This is a genomic window from Pseudomonas cedrina subsp. cedrina, assembly GCF_001983175.1.
Classification (GTDB): Bacteria; Pseudomonadota; Gammaproteobacteria; order Pseudomonadales; family Pseudomonadaceae; genus Aquipseudomonas; species Aquipseudomonas cedrina.
The window spans coordinates 556,746-576,895 of sequence record NZ_MNPW01000001.1 but is presented as its reverse complement, the minus strand read 5'-3'; the positions used below and the strand labels follow the sequence as shown (position 1 = coordinate 576,895).

At 59.8% G+C, this 20,150-nt stretch carries 22 protein-coding genes; 8 read left to right on the top strand and 14 right to left on the bottom strand.

Annotation, left to right across the window (positions count from 1 at the left end; genetic code table 11):
- Position 1: 1 nt before the first annotated feature.
- The gene (gene cyoE, locus BLL36_RS02735; RefSeq protein WP_076949921.1) at positions 2–889 is read left to right on the top strand and encodes a heme o synthase; all 888 of its coding nucleotides are present in this window, start codon (positions 2–4) and stop codon (positions 887–889) included.
- A 149-nt stretch (positions 890–1,038) separates the two neighbouring features.
- A complete protein-coding gene (gene ptaA / locus BLL36_RS02730) occupies positions 1,039–2,133 on the top strand; it encodes a pyoverdine biosynthesis transaminase PtaA (RefSeq protein ID WP_076949920.1) in 1,095 nt (364 codons plus the stop codon).
- Between the two features lie 62 nt (positions 2,134–2,195).
- On the opposite strand, the gene BLL36_RS02725 is transcribed toward ptaA, so the two are convergent.
- The 7 genes from BLL36_RS02725 to BLL36_RS02690 all read right to left on the bottom strand — a co-directional run bounded on the left by BLL36_RS02725 (position 2,196) and on the right by BLL36_RS02690 (position 9,296).
- Positions 2,196–2,903 (bottom strand): hypothetical protein, encoded by a 708-nt coding sequence (locus BLL36_RS02725; RefSeq protein ID WP_076949919.1) that lies wholly within the window; start codon positions 2,901–2,903, stop codon positions 2,196–2,198.
- Between the two features lie 99 nt (positions 2,904–3,002).
- Positions 3,003–3,257, bottom strand: coding sequence for a Txe/YoeB family addiction module toxin (locus BLL36_RS02720; protein ID WP_076949918.1), 255 nt, complete (start codon positions 3,255–3,257; stop codon positions 3,003–3,005).
- Complete coding sequence (locus tag BLL36_RS02715) at positions 3,254–3,508, bottom strand: type II toxin-antitoxin system prevent-host-death family antitoxin (RefSeq protein WP_076949917.1); 255 nt, start codon at positions 3,506–3,508, stop codon at positions 3,254–3,256. Before BLL36_RS02715 ends, BLL36_RS02720 begins: the two co-directional genes overlap by 4 nt.
- Positions 3,509–3,603: 95 nt before the next feature.
- Complete coding sequence (locus BLL36_RS02710) at positions 3,604–4,854, bottom strand: 2-aminoadipate transaminase (protein ID WP_076949916.1); 1,251 nt, start codon at positions 4,852–4,854, stop codon at positions 3,604–3,606.
- A gap of 168 nt (positions 4,855–5,022) precedes the next feature.
- Positions 5,023–6,036, bottom strand: coding sequence for a diguanylate cyclase domain-containing protein (locus BLL36_RS02705; protein ID WP_076949915.1), 1,014 nt, complete (start codon positions 6,034–6,036; stop codon positions 5,023–5,025).
- Positions 6,037–6,172: 136 nt separating this feature from the next.
- Entirely contained in the window at positions 6,173–8,065 is a 1,893-nt protein-coding gene (locus BLL36_RS02700) for a metallophosphoesterase family protein (RefSeq protein ID WP_076949914.1), read from the bottom strand.
- Between the two features lie 442 nt (positions 8,066–8,507).
- Positions 8,508–9,296: an MlaA family lipoprotein gene (locus tag BLL36_RS02690; RefSeq protein ID WP_076949912.1), complete on the bottom strand. Its 789-nt coding sequence runs from the start codon at positions 9,294–9,296 to the stop codon at positions 8,508–8,510.
- Between the two features lie 163 nt (positions 9,297–9,459).
- Between BLL36_RS02690 and BLL36_RS02685 the strand changes: the two genes are divergently transcribed.
- Together BLL36_RS02685 and BLL36_RS02680 are read left to right on the top strand one after the other, a co-directional pair.
- Positions 9,460–10,170, top strand: coding sequence for a response regulator (locus BLL36_RS02685; protein ID WP_076949911.1), 711 nt, complete (start codon positions 9,460–9,462; stop codon positions 10,168–10,170).
- Entirely contained in the window at positions 10,167–11,486 is a 1,320-nt protein-coding gene (locus BLL36_RS02680; protein ID WP_076949910.1) for a sensor histidine kinase, read from the top strand. Before BLL36_RS02685 ends, BLL36_RS02680 begins: the two co-directional genes overlap by 4 nt.
- Before the next feature lie 18 nt (positions 11,487–11,504).
- On the opposite strand, the gene BLL36_RS02675 is transcribed toward BLL36_RS02680, so the two are convergent.
- The 3 genes from BLL36_RS02675 to BLL36_RS02665 all read right to left on the bottom strand — a co-directional run bounded on the left by BLL36_RS02675 (position 11,505) and on the right by BLL36_RS02665 (position 14,927).
- A complete protein-coding gene (locus BLL36_RS02675) occupies positions 11,505–13,748 on the bottom strand; it encodes an ATP-binding protein (protein WP_076949909.1) in 2,244 nt (747 codons plus the stop codon).
- Complete coding sequence (locus BLL36_RS02670) at positions 13,745–14,359, bottom strand: biliverdin-producing heme oxygenase (protein ID WP_076949908.1); 615 nt, start codon at positions 14,357–14,359, stop codon at positions 13,745–13,747. The genes BLL36_RS02675 and BLL36_RS02670 overlap by 4 nt, the downstream gene beginning before the upstream one ends.
- A gap of 187 nt (positions 14,360–14,546) precedes the next feature.
- The gene (locus BLL36_RS02665; protein WP_076949907.1) at positions 14,547–14,927 is read right to left on the bottom strand and encodes a response regulator; all 381 of its coding nucleotides are present in this window, start codon (positions 14,925–14,927) and stop codon (positions 14,547–14,549) included.
- A gap of 227 nt (positions 14,928–15,154) precedes the next feature.
- Between BLL36_RS02665 and BLL36_RS02660 the strand changes: the two genes are divergently transcribed.
- Positions 15,155–15,529: a c-type cytochrome gene (locus BLL36_RS02660; RefSeq protein WP_076949906.1), complete on the top strand. Its 375-nt coding sequence runs from the start codon at positions 15,155–15,157 to the stop codon at positions 15,527–15,529.
- Positions 15,530–15,585: 56 nt separating this feature from the next.
- Positions 15,586–16,149 carry a hypothetical protein gene (locus tag BLL36_RS02655; RefSeq protein ID WP_076949905.1) on the top strand — a complete coding sequence of 188 codons (564 nt, stop codon included), beginning with the start codon at positions 15,586–15,588 and terminating at the stop codon, positions 16,147–16,149.
- 67 nt (positions 16,150–16,216) lie between these two features.
- Here BLL36_RS02655 and BLL36_RS02650 read toward each other — a convergent pair whose 3' ends face one another.
- Positions 16,217–16,504, bottom strand: a complete 288-nt coding sequence (locus BLL36_RS02650) for a colicin E3-like toxin immunity protein (protein ID WP_076949904.1) — start codon at positions 16,502–16,504, stop codon at positions 16,217–16,219.
- A gap of 15 nt (positions 16,505–16,519) precedes the next feature.
- On the bottom strand, positions 16,520–17,683 hold the full coding sequence (locus BLL36_RS02645) for an S-type pyocin domain-containing protein (protein WP_076949903.1): 1,164 nt from the start codon (positions 17,681–17,683) through the stop codon (positions 16,520–16,522).
- Positions 17,684–17,869: 186 nt separating this feature from the next.
- On the opposite strand from BLL36_RS02645, the gene BLL36_RS02640 reads away from it, so the two are divergent.
- A complete protein-coding gene (locus BLL36_RS02640) occupies positions 17,870–18,340 on the top strand; it encodes a helix-turn-helix domain-containing protein (RefSeq protein WP_076949902.1) in 471 nt (156 codons plus the stop codon).
- Between the two features lie 237 nt (positions 18,341–18,577).
- Here BLL36_RS02640 and BLL36_RS02635 read toward each other — a convergent pair whose 3' ends face one another.
- Positions 18,578–18,949 (bottom strand): PH domain-containing protein, encoded by a 372-nt coding sequence (locus BLL36_RS02635; protein ID WP_076949901.1) that lies wholly within the window; start codon positions 18,947–18,949, stop codon positions 18,578–18,580.
- A 157-nt stretch (positions 18,950–19,106) separates the two neighbouring features.
- Here BLL36_RS02635 and BLL36_RS02630 point away from each other — a divergent pair, with 157 nt between their 5' ends.
- The gene (locus tag BLL36_RS02630; protein ID WP_076949900.1) at positions 19,107–19,742 is read left to right on the top strand and encodes a LysE family translocator; all 636 of its coding nucleotides are present in this window, start codon (positions 19,107–19,109) and stop codon (positions 19,740–19,742) included.
- Between the two features lie 7 nt (positions 19,743–19,749).
- Here the strand turns inward: BLL36_RS02630 and BLL36_RS02625 are convergent, their stop codons facing one another.
- Positions 19,750–20,079, bottom strand: a complete 330-nt coding sequence (locus BLL36_RS02625; RefSeq protein ID WP_076949899.1) for a hypothetical protein — start codon at positions 20,077–20,079, stop codon at positions 19,750–19,752.
- Between the last annotated feature and the right edge of the window lie 71 nt (positions 20,080–20,150).

Here is a 20,150-nt window from a genome sequence, read left to right as displayed (position 1 = left end):
GATGTCGCTTAAGCACTTTATCCAAATCACCAAACCGGGGATCATTTTCGGTAACGTGCTTTCTGTGGCGGGCGGTTTCTTCCTGGCCTCCAAGGGACATGTCGATCTGGCCATCTTCCTGGCTGCAATGATCGGCACGTCCCTGGTGGTAGCTTCCGGATGCGTGTTCAACAACTGCATCGACCGTGACATCGACATCAAGATGGAGCGCACCAAGAATCGCGTGCTGGTCCAGGGCCTTATTTCCCTGAAGCTGGCATTGATCTTCGCGACCGTCCTGGGTGTTGCCGGTGTAGTGCTGTTGTACAAGGTGGCCAACCCGCTGGCGGCGCTGTTTGCCGTGATCGGCTTTGTCATCTACGTCGGCCTCTACAGCCTCTACCTCAAGCGCAAGTCGGTGCACGGCACGCTGGTGGGCAGTCTGTCGGGGGCGATGCCGCCGGTGATTGGTTATGTGGCTGTAACCAATAGCTTCGACATGGCCGCGCTGGTGCTGCTGGTGATGTTCAGCCTGTGGCAGATGCCGCATTCCTACGCCATCGCGATTTTCCGCTTCAATGACTACCTGGCTGCTTCGATTCCGGTCTTGCCGGTAAAGCGTGGCATCCAGGTGGCCAAGAAACACATCCTGCTCTACATCCTGGCCTTCCTCGTGGCGACCTTGATGTTGACCTTCAGTGGCTACGCCGGCATGAGCTACCTCGCCGTCGCCGCGGCCATGGGCATGTACTGGTTGTACATGGCCTGGACCGGCTACAAGGCGGTGGATGACACCGTCTGGGCGCGCAAGCTGTTCGTGTTCTCGATCTTCACCATCACCGCGCTCAGCGTGATGATGTCCCTGGATTTCCAAGTGCCGAAAGAGCTGTTGCTGACCTCCGCTCACTGAAGTGGTCCTGCAGTGAAAAAGCCCCGCCTTCGAGAGAAGCGCGGGGCTTTTTCTTGGGCGCGGGTTTAAATTCGCAGGCGCTTTTCTCGTCATACCTCCCTGTACGAGCTGTGCGAATCCATTACCTGCCTACAACAAGGAGTTGTCACATGGTCAGCGTTAGTCGTCGGACCCTTCTCGCCGTGGGCGCTGCCCTGCCATTGCTGGGACGCCTGGATTGGGCGGTTGCGGCGCCGCCGCCGGCCAAGTCCGACAAGGTGCGGCTCAACTACAACGAGAGCCCCTACGGCCCCTCCAGCGCCGCGCGCGAGGCGATGCAGCAGGGGATCGCCACCTCCGCACGTTATCCTTACGGCCACATGTATGCGTTGGCCGGGTTGTTTGCCCAGCAGCAGGGCATTGCCGAAGAGCAGGTGGCGGTGTTTGCAGGCTCCATGGCCGCCTTGCGCTATGCGGTGCTGGCCTTTACCAGCGAGACCCGCGGCCTGGTGATGGCCACGCCGTCCTACGAAGTGCCGCGCCAGGCGGCACAATCGAACAAGGCGCCGGTGAAGGAGGTGAGTCTGAACGCCGACCACGCCCACGACATCCCGGCCATGCTCGCCGCCGATCCCCAGGCCGGCATGCTCTACCTGTGCAACCCCAACAACCCCACCGGCACCGTCACGCCCGTCGACGCTATCCGTCAGGCGCTTGCGGACAAACCCAAGGGCAGTGTGTTGGTGGTGGACGAGGCTTATATCGACTTCGCCGACGTGCCCAGCGTTGTCAGTTGGGTCAAGGACCACGACGACCTGCTGGTGCTGCGCACCTTTTCGAAAATCTACGGCATGGCCGGCGCCCGCCTGGGCCTGGCGATCGGCCACCCGGCGCTGCTGGAGCGGCTCGCGGTGTTTGGCGGTGACAACGTACCGGCGGGCGCAAGTCTGCTCGGCGGCCTCGCCAGCCTGGAAGATGTGAAGCTGCTGCCACAGCGCAAGGCGCTCAATAACCAACTGCGCGATGAGACCGTGACGTGGTTGAAAGGTCGTGGTTTTACCTGCACGGCATCCCAGGCCAATTGCTTCATGATCGACGTGCAACAACCGGCCGAACAGGTGGTCGAGAAGCTTGCGGCGCACGGCGTACTGATTGGACGGGTATGGAAAGACTGGCCGCAGTGGGTGCGGGTGACGGTGGGGAGCAAACGGGAGATGGCGCGTTTTCGCGAGGTGTTTGCGGCGCAGGTCAAAAGCGTTGTTTAAGCCAACACAAAACTAATGTGGAAGCTGGCAAGCCAGCTCCCACATATGCCCAGCAATGCTGATTATTGCTGCGCGATGCTATACCCCTCAAACGCCGTCTGCTGTTGCAATGCAGTGATCACGCTCTTGCGGCTCAACGGCTGTTCGGTGCCGGCGTTATCTACAAAGCTTTCAACCTCCAGCTCCGCTTCATCCCCTTCACCCACGAAGCTGAAACCCAGGAACTCGAACGCCTCACGGTCAACGTTCAGCTTCGAGCGCGGCGTGCGCAGCGGCAGGGTGACGCTGATGCCGTCCTTGCTGATCACAAACACTTCGGCTTCTTTCTTGGGGCGTGATGCCTTGCTCTTGCCGGCGCTCGGGTTGCTGATGGCCTGGTGGCTCTGGTTCAGCACTTTCAATGCCAGGCCGTAGACCAATTCCTGAAACTGGGGGTCGTCCTTGAAGCTGGACAGGATGCGGCTGATGGAGAACTGGCTGCTGAGGTTTTCCAGGGCGGCGTTGTCGGCTGCCTCGGCGTCTTTGAGTTGCTTGAGCTGGCCCATCAGGTCGTAGGCGGTGTCGTCGTCGAAGGCATCGTGGGCCTGGCGGATCGCCACGCGCAGCTCACGGATCTGGTCGCTTTCCTTGGAGGTGTGGAATGCGTCCAGCACCATCTCGCTGATGATCTTGGCGGCAGGCACATGCTGTGAAAGATTGATGGCGTTTTCGTATTCGGCTTTGGCGCGCAAGGCGACTACGGATTCTTCAGGGGTGTAGGAATCGGACATTGAAATTTCACTACTTCAGTAAACGAGGACAAAAAAGCGTCGGGCATTTTCAGGGTGGAGGGGGATCAGGTCAAGGTGGGTTCCGGAGGGTGGGTGGCTTCAGTAGTGATAGCGACACATCAAAATCTGTACCTCACCGTTCTCTACACCATATACCAGGCGGTGTTCCGCTGTGATCCGGCGAGACCAGAAACCACTCAGGTTGTGCTTGAGTGGTTCAGGCTTGCCGACGCCGTCAAACGGATCGCGCTGAATGGCCTTGATCAACAGGTTTATACGCTTGAGCCCTGCCTTGTCGTTCTGTTGAAACCACAGGTAGTCGTCCCAGCCATCAGGGGTAAAAAGTATATTCATTCTTCAATCAACCGCCTTGGCTTGGCCTTACCGGCCCGCAGGCTGTTGATTGAATTGATGAGGCGTTCGGCGTTTTTAGGCGAGCGCAGCAGATAGGCCGTCTCTTCAAGTGCATTGAACTCTGATAACGAAATCATCACCACCGGCTCACCTTTTTGCCGAGTCAGCAGCAGCGGGATGTGATCTTCGTTAACCCGGTCCATTGTTTCGGACAGATGGGCGCGGGCATTCGTGTAATTGATGGTTTCCATGATGATGTCCTCATTTGATGGCTGAAACGTACAGAAATGCGTACATGTCTTCAAGAGGCATCTTATCAACGGTACCTCGTAAGCTATTTTAGCGACTAGACCAACTGCTTCAGGCACGTCTCAAGAATATCCAGCCCTTCCTCCAATACCGCAGGCTCTATCGTCAGGGGTGCCAGCAAACGGATGATGTGCCGCGATTTGCCGCTGGGCATCAGCAGCAAGCCGGCGTCCCGCGCCAGGCCGAGCAATTGGGCCAGCGCATTTGGCGCGGGGGTACCGTCAGGGTTGGCCAGCTCAATGCCGCGCATGGCACCGACGCCGGTCAGGCGCCCGAGGTAAGGCGTGAGGCCTTGGGCCCGCCAGGTTTCATAACGGCTGACGATGGCTTCTTCCTGGTGTGAGCCCCAGGCTTTCAGGTGTCCGTCGGTCATTGCATCCAGCGTGGCCAATGCCGCCGCACAGGCGATGGGGTTGCCGGAATAGGTGCCACCCAGGCCGCCTTTGGGCAGGTTGTCCATCAGCGCTTTGCGCCCAACGACTGCGCCCAGCGGCATACCGCCGGCGATGCTTTTACCGAGCAGGATCAAGTCCGGTTCGATCCCCAGGCGCGAGAAGGCAAAGCGCCGGCCGGTACGGCCGAAGCCCGATTGGATCTCATCGGCAATCAACAGGATATTTTTCTCATCACAAAAGCGCCGCAGGGCCTGGGCGAATTCGCGGTCCAATGCCAGGAACCCTGCTTCGCCCTGCACCGGCTCAATGATGAAACAGGCCACATCGTTGACGTCGATTTCCACGCTGAACAGGCGGTCCATGGCTTTCAGCGCCTCGGCGCAGCTCACGTCGTTATCAGCGCTGGGGTAGGGCAGGTGATACACAGGGCCAGGTAGTACGCCGACCTTTTGCTTGTAGGGCGCAACCTTGCCGTTGAGGTTGAGCGTGGCCAGGGTGCGGCCGTGAAAGGCACCGTCAAACGCAATCACCGCCGTGCGACCGGTGGCGCCGCGTACGATTTTCAGCCCATTTTCCGCAGCCTCTGCGCCGCTGTTAGTCAGCATGCCGCTGATGGGGTAGTCCACCGGGACGAACGCGGTCAGACGGTCCATCAGCTCGATGTAGGGCGCATGTGGGGCAGCGTTGAACGCGTAGTGCGTCAGCCGAGTGGCCTGTTCACGAATCGCCTCCACCACGCCGGGGTGGCAATGGCCGAGGTTGAGCACACCGATGCCGCCTACAAAGTCGATATAGCGTTTGCCCGAGGTGTCCCAGACCTCGGCATTTTTACCATGGCTGAGGCTGATGGGGTGAACGATGGAAATCGACTGGCTGATGGTTTCGCGGCTCATGAATCGGCGACTCGGCAGTGGCGGGCGTGTTTTTATCTAAGCCGGGCGCCCGTCCCTGCCGCAAACGAAATAAAGTCGCCGGGTCATTCCAAATCGGAAGGAGCTCTTGCCTGAAGGTCCTTTGCGGCTCAAATGAACGCGCTGCCGGTGCGATAACAGCGCGAGGCGTTATTCCGACACGCCATCCTTCCCCGCCGCCTTGGCGCGATACAACGCCTGATCGGCACGCGCCATCAGGTCGGCGGGGGATTCATCCATTCGGCGTTCAGCCACGCCCAGGCTCACGGTAATCTTGAAACCGCCCGTGTGCGGGCGGTTGCTTAGTGCCTGGCGGATGCTCTGCGCCAGTGCCTTCGCGGCCTTCAAGGAAGTCTTGGGCAGGACCAGCATGAATTCATCGCCACCCCATCTGGCCAAGAGGTCACCCGGGCGAACGCAGCTTTCCAGGCACTCTGCCAACTGAACCAGCGTCTGGTCACCCACTCCATGGCCGTGCTGGTCATTGATCGGCTTGAAGTCATCGACATCTATCGCAATCAGAGCCAGCGGCAGGCGAAAGCGCTGCGCGCGGGCGCTCTCTTCCAGCAGTACTTTTTCCAGGCGGTAGCGGTTGGCAACCAAGGTCAAGGCATCTCGTTCGGCCAGGGAGCGGTTTTCATCAAGCTGCAATTGCAACTGCCGATTGACCCGCGACAGCTCACGTGTGCGTTCTGCTACCAGGGCCTCGAGGGATTGGTTGCGTCGCTCCAACTGCTCGAGTGAGCATTTTCTGCTATGAATATCGCGGTGGGCGCCCACCATGCGTGCCACCGAGCCGTCAGCATTGCGCGCAATCACGTAGCCCCGGTCTTCGATCCATAGGTAGCTGCCATCCTTTTTGCGGCAGCGGTACTCGACCTGGTAATAGGGGGCGCGACGGTGGATGTAGTCGTCGAACCGCTTCATCACCTGGGGATAATCCTCCGGATGGATCACGCTCTCCCAAGTGAATACGCTGTTTTCCAGCGTATGGCGGTGATAGCCCAGCATTTCGTACCAGCCGGGGTTGCGGTAGACGAACCCGGTATTGGCGTTCCAATCCCAGATCCCGTCACTGACCAGTTCGAGGACGGTGTGCAGCATGTCCGCGTTGAAGTGAGAGAAATCCTGCTTCAGCGGATTTGTGTCGGAGGTATCGTCCATCAGCGCATTCCTTGCGTGGGCAGGCATTCAAGGCCTGCCCCTGTTGTCGCCGATACTCCGTGGCTGGGGCTACTGTACATCGGGACTTGGACGCTTTGAATAGGGCAGATGTACGCCTAAAAAAGATGGCTATTGGCTACCGTTTCGGCGCCACCATCCTCGTCCGCACCCTCCCATCCGCGTTGTGCTGGTAAATCGCCTCAGGCTGGCCCTGCTCGTTGAAAAACACTTGGCCAATTCCCGCCGAATTCCATAAGCGTTCGCCGGCCTCGGCGTGCTCCGGAATATGCGGCACCACCTGCATGGTGCGCCGGCGGGTGAACCAGTTCAGGGGGGAGCGCGGTGAGTAGAGCCAGCGATTGAGGCGGTCGAACCATTCCAGCAGGCGCGGCGGGAATTGGTTCTTGATGCCGCTGCTGGTGATCTGCCAAATGCGCGGGCCGGCGTTGCGATGGCGGATCAGCACTTCGTAGACGAACGAGTAGTGCACGTCGCCCGAGAGGACCACGTAGTTACCCGGCGTGCGCGAGTGACGGAAGATATTGAGGATTACCTGGGCGCCGCCGCGATGAGCCATCCAGTTTTCTGCATCCACCAGCAACGGATGGCCGCACCAGCTGAAGATTTTCTGCACGGTCTCGATCAGCTTGACGCCAAAGATCGGGGCGGGCGAGACGATAATGGCCGATGGATGGTCCAGCAGTTCCTGTTGCAGTTCGCTCAAGGCCTCCCAGTCCAATAGGCCGGACGGTTGCTTGAGAGTGAACTCGCTGCGCCAACGGCGGGTGCGGGTGTCGAGCACCACCAGGGCGGGCGTGGTGGGCAGTACGTAATGCCAACGCTGGAATTTCAGCAGCGCTTCGAGCAGTTCATCCTGCGCGGCGGCGTCCAGGTGGTTGGCCTGGGGCTTGGCAGTGAGCGCCTGGGTTTGGCCGATCAGCTCGCCAAACACATCCGGTTGGTTGCCCCAGCCCTGGCAGAGCAGGTAGGCAAGCAAGGCATTGCCGATGATGCGCTTGGAGAATGGATGGCCGTAGGCAGTCTCTTCCCATTGGGCGCTCAGGTTCCAGTCGTCGGTAATGTCGTGATCGTCAAAGATCATCAGCGTCGACAAGTGAGCGAAGACCCGCGCGACACCGGGCAGGCCGTCGCGGAATCGGTCGATCTGCACCTGTTCGCGTGCGTAGCGTTGCTGTCGTTCTGCGTTCAGTTGCACAGGCACGGGCGAGATCAGTGTCCAAGGCGTCGGCGACCACACCAGCAGATACATTGCGATGACCTCAGCGAAGGTCACCAAGTGATTGTCGGCGGTGCTGCTGGTGAAGATCGGCTTCTTTACCCCACCAAAGAAGCGTTCGCGCAGGGTTTCGTTACTGTCCAGCGCCGGCAGCAAGTCGGCGCGATGGTAATAGCTGGCGCTGTGGCCGTAGAGGCTGGCGCTGTCATCGACTACGGCACCCTCCAGGTACTCATCGAACAGGCCCAGGCGCGCGATCAACGCGTGTATCGCACGCAGCATCGGCCCGGCCACGTCGTCGGCGTAGACCTGATCGCCGCTCATCATCAGCAAGGCTGGGCGGTCGGCCGCAGTCCTGGCATCGGCCAGCAGGCGGTCGACACACAGCAGACCCTCGTCGGCGCTGTGATGGGGTTTGCGACATGAGCCATGCACCAATTGATGGATACGGCTGTGCAATACGAAACTGGGGTATTGGGTGTTGGTATACAGCAGGTGCGGTGCCCATTCGGCAATGCCAGCGTCGTCAACCAGCAGGTCGTAGCTGATCACCACGTCAGGCGGCAGCGCGTCGTCCAGAGGCACATCGATCAGGTGGATAAACGCCTGGCGACCGACGGGGACAACCTGGCAGCTGTCCAGGTGGATCTCCAGTGTCTGCGTGGGTAGATGCAACTTCAGCTTCAATTCCAATCCACGGCTTCCCACCAGCCACAACACCAGGCGCCGAGGTTCGAGGCGCCTCAGCAGTGGGCCTGCGAGTACGTCGGGCAGTGTGTCGTTGTGCGGCATGCAGGCAAGGATTCCAGGCTGGATTGAACCGGCAAGATTAACTCAGGGAATGTCATGGTTTTGTTAAGGAGAGTACGAAGGGCCGTGCACTGCCCTTCGTATGATGCGGTTAAAGCAGTTGGCCCCCGCCCAGACCTGTCAACTGGCCTCTGGGTTTGCTTCGGTTGTTGTTGGTGTTCCCGGTGCTGTTAGGGTCAGCGACGTTCATTTGCGTATCGTCAATGCTGCGCTTCCTGCGCTGGGGCTCCGCAGCATCCTGCTGCAGGGGTTGGTAATGAAAGCTGCCCAGTGAGTGGTTGATAGCGCTAAGCATGGATGTTTCCTTCTATAAGTAGAGGATCACTTCACCTTCAGGAGCGAAGTGAACCCAAACTTATAGGCTCCGCAGCCTGTCGGCGATAAACGCCATGCTGCAAGATGTGACTCCCATTGTGAGCGCGTTTTAAAAATCATCCGAGGCTTTGTTCGCACAACCCTCGAGTGCCGGGGATGTCGCGCCTTCCTGGCCTTCACGCACAAAAGCAGCCCGGTTTTGCGCCACCACGTTACGCAATGCGCTGTAGTAATCCGGCATTTTTTGCAGGCTGTCGGTAAGCGGCAACAGTGACGCCCGTGTATCCACCGTACCGCCGACCAGGCTGATGGTGCCCAGGGCCTGCACCGTATCGCTGTCCCCCAGTGGCGACACGAGGAAGCTCAAGACCTTGCCCGCCACATCCCGGCTGTTGCTGGTGCCCAGCAAAGGCAGTTCGACAATGGGGCCGTTGCCCATGCCCCACACGCCGAATGTCTGGCCGAAGTCGGCGGTGTGACGTGGGATGCCCAGGCGGTCCGACACATCGAACAGCCCCACCACGCCCACGGTCGTGTTCACGGCGAAGCGCCCCAGGGTGTTGACCGAACGCCGCGGGTTGCCTTGCAGCAGGTCGTTGATAAAGACCTTCGGCTCACTGAAGTTGCTCGCGAAGTTATGCACACCCTGCTGGAAAAAATCCGGCAGGTAGCGGTAACCACGCGCTACAGGCGCGAGGGCGTAATCGTCCACCGCACGGTTGAACGCAAACACCCCGCGGTTGACCGGTTCGGCCGGGTCATACACCGGGTGGTCCACCTGCGCGCAGCGGGTGGTGGGGGTTACCGGGGCCGGGCTGGCACAGCCGGTCAGGTAAGACATCGTCAGTAACAGCACGGCCTGGCGGGCCAGATGCCGGGGGGAGGTCAACGAGTGCATGGCACAGTCTCCGCAAAAAGGAGGCCGATGCTGGCATGGGCGCCTTGCGCAAAGATGTCCGGTTTATTGCGCTGTTGACGCTTTATTGCACGGTTGAAATATATGACGGGCCGCGTCGAATAGTTTTAGATGGCGCCTTGTCCCAGCCCAGTGAAGCCTGCCGGTGAGCCACCTGTTAATCGTCGACGATGACCTTGAAGTCCTCGCCCTGCTGAAGAAATTTTTCCTGCAACACGGCTATTCGGTGCAGACCGTCGCCAGTGGCACCGAGCTGTGGTCGGCCATGGAGCAGCAGCCCGCCGACTTGATCATCCTCGACCTGATGCTTCCCGGCGACAACGGCCTGCTGCTGTGCCAGCGCTTGCGCCAGCAATACGCCACGCCGGTGATCATGCTCACTGCCATGGGCGAACTCAGCGACCGTGTGGTCGGCCTGGAAATGGGCGCCGATGATTACCTGAGCAAACCCTTCGATGCCCGCGAACTGCTCGCCAGGGTGCGTGCGGTATTGCGCCGGGCGGGTGAGAACCGTCCGCCGATGGGCGAGGCCGCGCGTCCGCTGATCCGCTTTGCCGGTTGGCAACTGGACCTCACCCGCCGCGAGTTGCGCTCGCCCGACCAGGTGATGATCCCGCTGTCGTCCGGTGAGTTCGACCTGCTGCTGGTGTTCGTCGAGCATCCCCAACGCGTGCTCACCCGCGAACAGTTGCTGAACCTTGCGCGCGGCCATAGCCATGATGCCTTCGACCGCAGCATCGACGTGCAAGTGAGCCGCCTGCGCCGCAAGCTGGAATTCGATACCAAGCGCCCGGCGATGATCCGCACCGTGCGCAACGGCGGCTACCAGTTCACCGCCAGCGTGACCCGCTCATGAGCCGCAGACCGCACGACACGGTGGCGCGCTGGATCGCGCTCACCGTGCTGGTCGCGATGATCACTGCGCTGGCGTTCAACGCCTTGTTCGTGCAATTGGCCGGGGTCTGGGCCAGGCCACCGCTGACCGAAACCGGTCTGCTGGAGAAAGTCGCCGTGGTGGTGCGCGTGGTCGAGGCGGCCGAACCCGCGCAACGAGCGCATCTTGCCCAAGTGATGGGGGATGGGTCTTTCAGGGTGACTTGGGCGGCGCAGCGGGCAGCGTTTGATCTGCCGGTGCTCGCTGACCCGGATTTCAACACGGGGGAGCAGGTATTCAAGCACCTGCTTGAAGGCCCGACGCGCCCTATGGAAGCCTATGAACCTGCCGACTGGCCCGCTGGCAACGGCCAGTACGTGCTGTTGATGCAACTGGCCGATCGCTCCTGGCTGATGTTCAGCACCGGTGCTCGCAGTTGGGGGCTGGATGATGGACCGCGCAGCCTGATCGTGGTGCTGCTGGTGCTGATCTCCACCGCATTGGTCACCTTGGTAGCGACCCGCCGCCTGGCTCGCCCGCTGCAACACTTCGCCCAAGGTGCGCGGCGCTTTGGCAGCGACTTTCGCGCGCCGCCCATCGAGCCGGTGGGACCTCACGAAATCCGCCAGGCCATTCTTGCCTTCAACAGCATGCAGGCGCAGTTGCGGCACTTCATTCAGGACCGCACGCAAATGCTCGCCGCTATCTCCCACGACTTGCGCGCGCCGCTGACCCGCCTGCGCCTGCGCGGCGAATTCATCGAAGACACCGACCAGCAGCAGCGACTGTTTCGCGACGTTGATGAAATGCAGGCCATGATCAACACCGCCCTGGAATTTTTCCGCGACGACGCGCGCCTGGAACAGGCTACCCAACTGGACCTGGCGGAATTGCTGCAAACCCTGATCGACGATTATCGCGACCAGGCCATCGATGTCACCTTCAACGGCCCGCCCCGCCTGGTGTACTGCGGCCGGCCCCTGGGCCTCAAACGGGTGATGACCAACCTGATGGACAACGCCATCCACTATGGCAAGGAACCGCAGATTGAGTTGCAGCACAGACAGGGCGAAGTGGTGATTCGCGTGCTGGACCGTGGCCCGGGCATACCGGCGAAGCACCGTGAAGATGTATTCCTGCCGTTTTATCGCCTGGAGGGCTCACGCAATAAAAGCACCGGCGGCGTCGGGCTTGGGCTCTCTACCGCACGAGCGATTGTGCTGGAACATGGCGGCAGCCTGACCCTGGCCGAGCGCCAGGGCGGCGGGTTGGAAGCGGTGGTGTTACTGCCGGTCTAAGTTTTACCGGCGACCGCATCAGGTACGCGAGCCTTCAGCCACCCTGGGTACCGTAAACCGGAACTCACTGCCCCGGCCCACTTCACTCTCGGCAACGATCTTGCCGCCATGGGCGTGAATGATGCCTTGGGTGATGTACAGCCCCAGGCCGTTACCGGTGGGGTTGTTTTCGGTCTGGGTCCAGTAACGATCAAACACATGAGGCAGTTGTTCCGGCGCAATGCCTTCGCCGGTATCGCGCACCGAGAACACGATTTCCTCGCCATTGTTCATGGCGCTGATGCCGATATTGCCCTGGCGCGGGGTGAACTTGATGGCATTGCCGATCAGGTTCGACAGCACCTGGAACAGGCGCTCCGGGTCGGCGTTGATCTGCAGGCCCGGCTCGGCGTTGAACGACAGGTCAATGCCTTTCTCCGACGCCAGCGGGGCGAGCAAGGAGTAGGCCTCTTCGAACATCTGGCTGACATCCAGCGCCACCGGCTTGACCACATACCGCCCGGCGTCGATTTTCGACGTGTCGAGCAGGTCTTCCAGCAGCACATTCATGCGTCCGGCCGCCTGCTGCATGGTGTCGATAGCCGAGGAAATCCGCCGTGACGTATGCGGGCCATCGGAGCTGAAGGCTTTTTGCAGCATGCCGCAGAGCATGGAGATCACGGTCATCGGGTTGCGCAGGTCATGGGACACCACCGCCACCAGCTCTTCACGGGCGCGCACGGCTTGTTGTTCGCGCAGCACCTGGCGGGCCAGGTCGTTTTCCAGGGCCGAGCGGCGCAAGTCGTTGGCGGCGAACAGGTCGCCGTGGCTCCACTTGGTGGAGATGCCGGCCATTTCGACCTTCCAGATTTCAAACGAGGTACGTGGGCGAAGGCGCAGGCCGGCGTCGGAGTTTTCCAGAGCCAGCGGCTTTTTCGGATCGCCGCTCCACTGGATGTTCTCTTTCACTTCCGGGCGGAACCACAGCACACCGTTGTCCACCGGCTTGGGCAGACTCATGGCCAGCACGCCGCTCGCCACCTGCTGGAACGCGGCGGCCGGTGGGTACACCGATACCAGGTTATGGCTGGAGAACACCGGCTCGGCGCTCTGCTGCAGCCACTTGTGCAACGCGCGGATCTGCGCCGGCTCCGGGCAGTTGCCGTAACGGTGCAATTGTTTGTCTTCGATGATCGCCACGCCGCCGGACAGGGTCAGGTCCATCAGCCATTGCGGTTGTTGGGCCAGGCCGTCGAACACGCCGACTTCAGACGCCTTCATGGCTTGATCCAATCGCGCAAGGGCGTCGAGTTTTTCGTCACGCTGACGGCTGAGGTCCAGCGCTTCCATGGCGCTGATCTGCAGCGACAACACCTGGCCGATGGTCTGGCAGGCGATACGCAGGTCATTGGGCACCAGCAGGGGTTCTCGGTTACCGCAGCTGATCAGGCCCCAGAGTTTATCGCCACTCATCAATGAGATGCTCATGGATGACAGCACGCCCATGTTCTGCATGTACTGGCAGTGAATCGGCGACACACTGCGCAGGGTGGCGAAGCTCAGGTCCAGCGGCTGGCCGGTGTCGGGGCGCAACTTGGGCAGCAGCGGCACCGGTTCGTAGGCCGCGTTCGGGATAATGCGCAGCCAGTTAGTGCGATACAGCTCGCGAGCCTGCTCCGGGATGTCGGACGCGGGGAAGAACAGGCCGTTGAAAAGCTCCATGGACGGCGCCGACGCTTCGGCGATTACCTGGCCATGGCCTTCGTCTTCGAAACGGTAGATCAGCACGCGGTCGTAGCCGGTCATGGCCTGGATTTCATTCACGCTGATTTCGTACAGCGCCTGCAGGGTTTTCGCCGCCTGCAAACGTTGCAGCATCTTGCCCAGGTTACTGGTGCGACCGTTCACCGCGCGTGGGCGGAAATCCTGGAGCCGCGGCTCGAACTCAAGCACCAGCACGTTCTGGTGGCGGTGCAGCAAGCCTTCGAAGTCCGCGCCGTTCAGGGTGACGTGCAACGGGGGCATGTCGACGAAGGTATTGGTTTGGGCCATGACCCTGACGGCCTGGGCGTGTTCGGCGCCGATCAAGCTGTGCAGCGGCTGGCCCAGCAACGCTTCGGGCGCATGGCCGAACAAGGTGCCGACGTTGGCGCTGACCTGGATGATCTCCAGGCCGGGCTCCGACAGGGTCAGCAGCGCACCGTGGGGCTGGATCGCCCCGGGGAAGCGGATGGGCTCGTTGGCACAGTTGGCAAGCAGCTCTTCAAAATCTTCGGGTTTCATAGCAGTACCTCCTGGCTGTCGAGCCATTGCTCAAAGCAGCTGAACGTCGAGCGGGCGGCGTCCACGGCGTGTTGTTTTGCCGGCGCGTCCAGCGCCTGGTTGCCCAGGTAATCAAGAAAGCCCTTCCAGCGCCGCCCGGTCTCTACCCCGTAGATATTGAGAAATGCACCACCGTTGTCGGCATTCACATCCAGGCGCTGAGTCATTTCCCGGAGAAGCACTTGGCCGCCCAGGGTCGCGCCTTCAAGTACATACAGGGCACCGAGGCAGGCGGCGTGGGTATCGAACGTTGGGAGTTGCGTGCAACGGGGCAGGGTGTTGATGGCGTGATCATCCAGGCCCAGGGCGTAGAGGTCAGTCAGCAGCGTCGGTGTTTTCACGCGCATTGCTGTATCGAACCCTTCGGGAATCAAGGCGCTGTCATACAGTGCCGCTTCCATGGGCTGATAAAAACCGTAGTACGCCTGGAGCAAGCGCCGATACCACTGCGCATCAAGGCGCTCGGAGAAGAACGGCAGGCGCTTTTCCAGTGCTGTATGCAGCAAGGCCGTGCCTATGCGCAGCGCTTCCAGCAGGGAGGGCGCATCGACGTCATGGGCCTGAGAATGCATTCAGTGAGCTCGAACTGTGGGGCCTCTCGGCCATGAATGACGCGCGAATTGGGCGACGATTCTACAGTCGGTAACTAAACGCGAAAAGCGAAAAGGCTGACTAGCGGATCAGAAATGTCGCTCCTTGCGTCATCAGTGGACCACTGTGCCTGTCGCGAAGTTCGCTGCAAATGATGTCGCGACGCTATCAATGCAGGGACAAGTCCTGCTGAGAGAGCGCCGTCTGCACGCACTCGATCAAATGCTCGGTGCTCCAGGGTTTGGGCAGGAACCGTACGGAGCCACCCAATTGCTCGGCCATTTTGGTATTCCCGGAAGTCAACAACACCTGCACCGATGGCCAGCGGTGTGCAACCACTCGGCTCAAGTCATAACCATTGAGCAAACCCGGCATTTGAATATCGCTGACAATCAGGTCGACAGGGTCATCCTCGCGTTCCAGGTAAATCATCCCCTCATCCGCCGAAGGAAAAGACGTCACTACCGCACCGAAATCCTCCAATACGTCCACCATTAATGCGCGAATGATCTCGTCATCTTCCAGTACTAAAATCGATGGCTGAGCCATGATCCTTACTTCTCCATCAGGGGAATACACTAAGGTGGAGTGGGGCGTGGCGGGATAGGTTCGATAGAATCTGCGCGGGGCGATGGGTGGTCGCTTCAGGGCGTCTAGGTTGCGCGTCTACGCGTGATGCTCCATGGTCACGGCTTGGACCGAAGCGGTGATCTGGATGGGCATGCGCTCCTGACAAACAGGCATAATTGCCCGCAACAGCCGATGTGGAGTCCCCCATGAAGTACGCCTTGTTCAGCCTCGCCCTGGTCTTCAATACCCACGCGGCTTTTGCCGCCGGCGATGCCGAGGCGGGCGCCAAGCTCTTCGCCAAGACCTGCGGTGGCTGCCACAGTGTCGGCGAAGACGCACGTGGAGGCTTCGGGCCGCAGCTCAACGGCATCATCGGCCGCCCGGCCGGGACTACCACGGATTACCAGTATTCCGACGCGATGAAAAACTCCGGTGTGGTCTGGACCCGCGACAAACTGGCCGCCTATATCGAAGCGCCGAAAAAAGTGGTGAGCGGCACGCGGATGATCTTCTGGGGCATCAGTGATCAGGAGAAGATTGAAAACATATTGGCGTATCTTGAAACATTTCAGCCAAAATAACCCTGTTTAATCGTAGGTCAAGGCATCTGCCCCTCACACCGATAAGGACGTTCCCTGTGAAGCGAATCGCACTGCTCTCCCTCATCACCCTGGCGCTGTGCGCCTGCCAATCCAACCAGCGCGACTCATCGCCCAGCCTGTTCAAGGACGGTGTGCAGTTGCGTCAGAAAACCGTGGCCGTGGACGCCGAACACGCCAAAGTCATCATGAAAGCCTACGGCGGCACCAACCCCGTCGAATTCGCCATCCTGCGCGAGGGCGACCCCGACCAGCGCATGGAAACCCTCGGCACCGTGGTGGACACCGGTGAAGGCCGCATTTTCAACTGGATCGCCAAGCTAAACCAGACAGTTGCCAGCGCGACCTTGAAGCGTTTTCCGCAGTTGGAGATCCAGGCGGATCCTGGCAAGAAACTCACCGTATCCGGCTCGGCGGGCAGTATTGGCAATGGCGCTTACTACAGATGCGGTCCGTTGGTGAGTAGCTTCAGCCCGCAGAAGGCGAAGGTGTATCTGGTGGAGTTTCAGTTCAAAGGCACTAACTTGGCGTGTTCGCAGCAGGTGTTTGATATTACGAATCCGGCGAATCGGGTGTTGGTTGAAGGGACGAAGGAGGGTTGAGCGCAGTTGATTGAACGGTGGGTGTTGCCCACCGTTCGTGCGGTAAAGCCTGTGAGTACAAATTGCATCAGATCCCCGTCTTAGGTTGCTTTGAAGGAGGTGGCCACGCGCCTTGGTGACGGAAGGAAATCTGGTAGTCGAGGTGTGCGGGTTCAATCATGTGTTGGAAATGCGGCTGAATAATCGTTGTCCAGTCAGGCAGCATGTCGAATACATCGGCATATATCGCGGTTTCCCCGCCTAAACCCAACGCTTCAAAAACACTGTCTGAGTCCTCGATATCCGCTGAATACTCATCTGCTTTCAAGTCATTGCTGTGTTTTTCGTACCACCGCAATCTGATTTTCATCACCATTTTCCGCGTTCCTCTTTATCTGTAAATTCGGCGTTTTGGATCCGCCGGTCCTCGACGCTCGGCGGTGTAAGGGTCAAACGCGCCGAGGTGTTCCAAATCACTGTTTCGATAGACTTCCAGCTCGCCTTTCTTGGCATCCCATTCAAAAATTTTTCGTCCTTTTGCGTCTATCCATCGTTCACGTAAGCCCGCTCCATTTTTTCTTCGTGTCACAGGCTTTTGGGGAATAAGACCAGGGAAGCCTGTTATGTCTTCGATTTCGGGGGCAGGGAAGTAATCATGGTCTGGGTTTCTTAGCCCTTTCCTTGGCTTATCAACCACCAAATACAACGACCGAACCCCCGACTCCACCGGGAATACCAGAATAAAATCCCTATACTCCGGCGGATAAACCGGGTTCACCAGAATCTGCGCGGCTTTCTCCGTCGGTGGGTAAATCCAGATCACCGGCGCTTGCGGTGCAGCCTCCAATGCCGGAATACCCAGCGTGTCCTGCGGATCAACGGCAGGCGTCCAGATCAGCTCGACACCTTCACCCAAATCCGCCACAAACTGCTCGCCACGGCGTTGGAACTGCACCACATCGATCATCTGCCAGCTCGGATGATCGCCGGTGTAAAACCCATACCCCTTGAGCGTACCGTCCTCGCGTTGCTCGATATGCAAACGCATCTGCGACCGCGCCCGCTCCATCGAGCGCAACTGCTCTTCGCTGTAGAGCGCGCTGTCACCCAGCTCAGACGGCCAGGCCAGCGCCACCAAACCGGTCAACAGGCCACTGGCGACGGAACCGACGGCAGTCGCCGCCGACTCCCACACCGCCGAACGCAACGCCAACTGCCCCAAGCCAGCGGGCAATGCGCTGCCGCCGATCTTGCGCAGCGCCACCGCGCCTCGTCCGTCCACCTCGCGCCCACCCAACAGGCTGAAATGGGCGTACTCCTTGACCAGCTCCAGCGGGACATAACCGGTGGGGTCTGCGTAGCGGGTGAAGCCGTCCGGCAGTTGGCAGGGCTTGATGAAGACGCAGCCAGGAGGTTTGGCCGGTGTGGGTGCTGGGGCAGGGGAGGGCTCGAATAAATCAATCGCCGGCGAATAGGGCGCCCGCGCCGGTTGCGGCGTCAGGATTCGTTGCCTGCGTTGTTCTTCTTCGGTAAGGGGGTAAAAGCGTTCTGACATGACCGGCTCACTTCCTTGTGCGAGGAAGTGAGCCTACGGGGGGCGATTAAGGAGCTGGAATTGGCATTGTTCGACTGTAAGTGTGGGAAAAGTAAACAGGCTCACCAACCGGTTTCGAATATTGCGATTTTCGTTTGTTTCGTTTAGGTTGGGCTCAATTGAACTACGTGACGACGAGGCAGCACCATGATCACCCACCACCTCCCTAAAACAATTCCTCCGCTGAAAAAGGAAGTCGAAGCCGCCGTGCAAGGCCAACGCGAACTGGCCTCGTTGCTATCGACCAAGTTCGAAACCCAGCGCATCGACATTTTCGACAAAGAAGACAAGCCCCACACCCTAGTGCTCCCCACATCCGCGCTGCGCCTGCTGGTCGATATATTGGGTGAGTTGGCGCTGGGCAATGCCGTCAAAGTTGTACCTGTCCATGCTGAATTAACCTCCCAGGAAGCTGCCGACCTGCTTAACGTGTCACGCCCACATCTGGTCAAGATGCTGGAAGAAGGCGCCATTCCTTTTACGAAGACGGGTCGTCATCGGCGTATTCGGTTTTCGGATTTGATGGCTTTTAAACAGCGCCGTGATGAAGAAAGCCAGGAGGCAATGGAGGAGCTGGCGCGGCTGGCCCAGGCGTTAGGATTGGGGTATGACGAATGAGGTGTTCGCCTTTCACTGCAGCGGAAATCTGTACATACAAAAGCTCAATGGGGGATGTTGCCCAATGGGGTGGCTGAAGAGGGTGAGGCGGTTGGTGTGTAGGCGGGTGGTTTGATGGTGTGGCGGCTGGCGTCTTCGCAGGCAAGCCAGCTCCCACATTTTGATCGGGGTAAATCCGTTTAAACCGTGTGAGCAGTAAAAAGACCTTGGGACGCCAAGGTCTTTTTTATCCGCTGATCAAGTCAGCAAGTGCTTGGAAATCAACCGGGATATTTCGACAATCGAAGTCTTCCCCGTGAACTCAAACTTCACTTTCCCCAACGACGAAAAGTAAATCTCCAACTCCGAATCCAGATCGAACGTCCCCGACGTTTCCACCGAATACGCCACGATGTTCTTGTACGGCAGCGACGTGAAGTCCTTCTTGCTGCCGGTAATCCCCTGCACGTTCACCGCGATGATGCGCTTGGTGGTGAACACCACGCCATCGCGCATGGCCTTGTACGCGTCGACCACTTCCTCATCGTCCAGCAGTAATGACGCCACGCGTTCGGCGTACTCGTTGTTTTGTTTGAGTTTGAAGAAACCCTTGTTGTTGAAGTCGATCATGTGCCTGCCCTTGGGTGAGTGGTGCGGTCGGTGTATGACGTTTTGATCACGGATCTGTATCTGACGCGCACATTTTGAACGCCCTACCATGGCCTCCTACTCTACAACGTTGACCAGATGTTTCGCGTCGACAGAACAACCCTGACGGAGCCCGACCATGCCTGAACTGTCCAGCTGGATTGCCTATGCGCTGATATCCCTCGGCATGGTGCTGACGCCCGGCCCGAACATGATTTACCTCATTTCACGGTCGATCTGCCAGGGGCGCGCGGCCGGGTTTATTTCCCTGGGCGGCGTGGCGTTGGGCTTTCTGGTTTACATGCTGTGCGCGGCCTTGGGGATTACCGCGTTGGTGATGGCGGTGCCCTTCGCCTATGACGCGCTGCGGTTTGGCGGGGCGCTGTACCTGGCCTATCTGGCCTGGCAGGCGGTCAAGCCGGGTGGCCGTTCGCCGTTCCAGGTGCAGCGCCTGCCCCAGGACAGCCCGCGTAAACTGTTCACCATGGGCCTGGTGACCAACCTGCTGAACCCCAAGGTAGCGGTGATGTATTTGTCGTTGCTGCCCCAGTTCATCGACCCGAGCGGCCAGGGCAGTGTGCTGATGCAATCCCTGGTGCTGGGCTTCACGCAGATTCTTATCAGCGTGAGCGTGAATGCGGTGATCGCCGCCCTGGCGGGGTCCATCGCCGTGTTTTTCGTCACCCGGCCGGGGTGGCAGGTGGTGCAGCGCTGGCTGATGGGCTCGGTGCTGATGGGGTTGGCGGTGCGGATGGCGGTGGAAGGGCGGCGGTAACCGCGGGTTACAGGATGGCCTTCAGGTAATCCTTGAGTGCATCGAGCGGGGCATTGAGGGCTTCCAGTGTCGGCGCCTGGCGCACGTGCAGCGCGAGCCGTTGCAGCTCGCGTCCCATCACGGTCGTTGCGCCGCCCAGTGATTCGAGTGCCAGCGTCAGGCACTCATCGAGCTTCAACCGGATCCCCGCCAAATCCCCCTGGCGCACCAACAACCCAAAGACCTCGCGGTCATACGCTTGCATCACCAGATCATCCCGCAAAACCGGGCTGCCGCCGTCCGTCTCGTGCGCCAATTTCAGTGCAAAGAGCGTAACCGCTTCCAGCGTCAATTCCATGCTTTTGGTTCCTGGGGCTTTGGGGGAGGGCGATGATCACTGTTCTGCGCGGGAAACAAAAGACCCCCGAT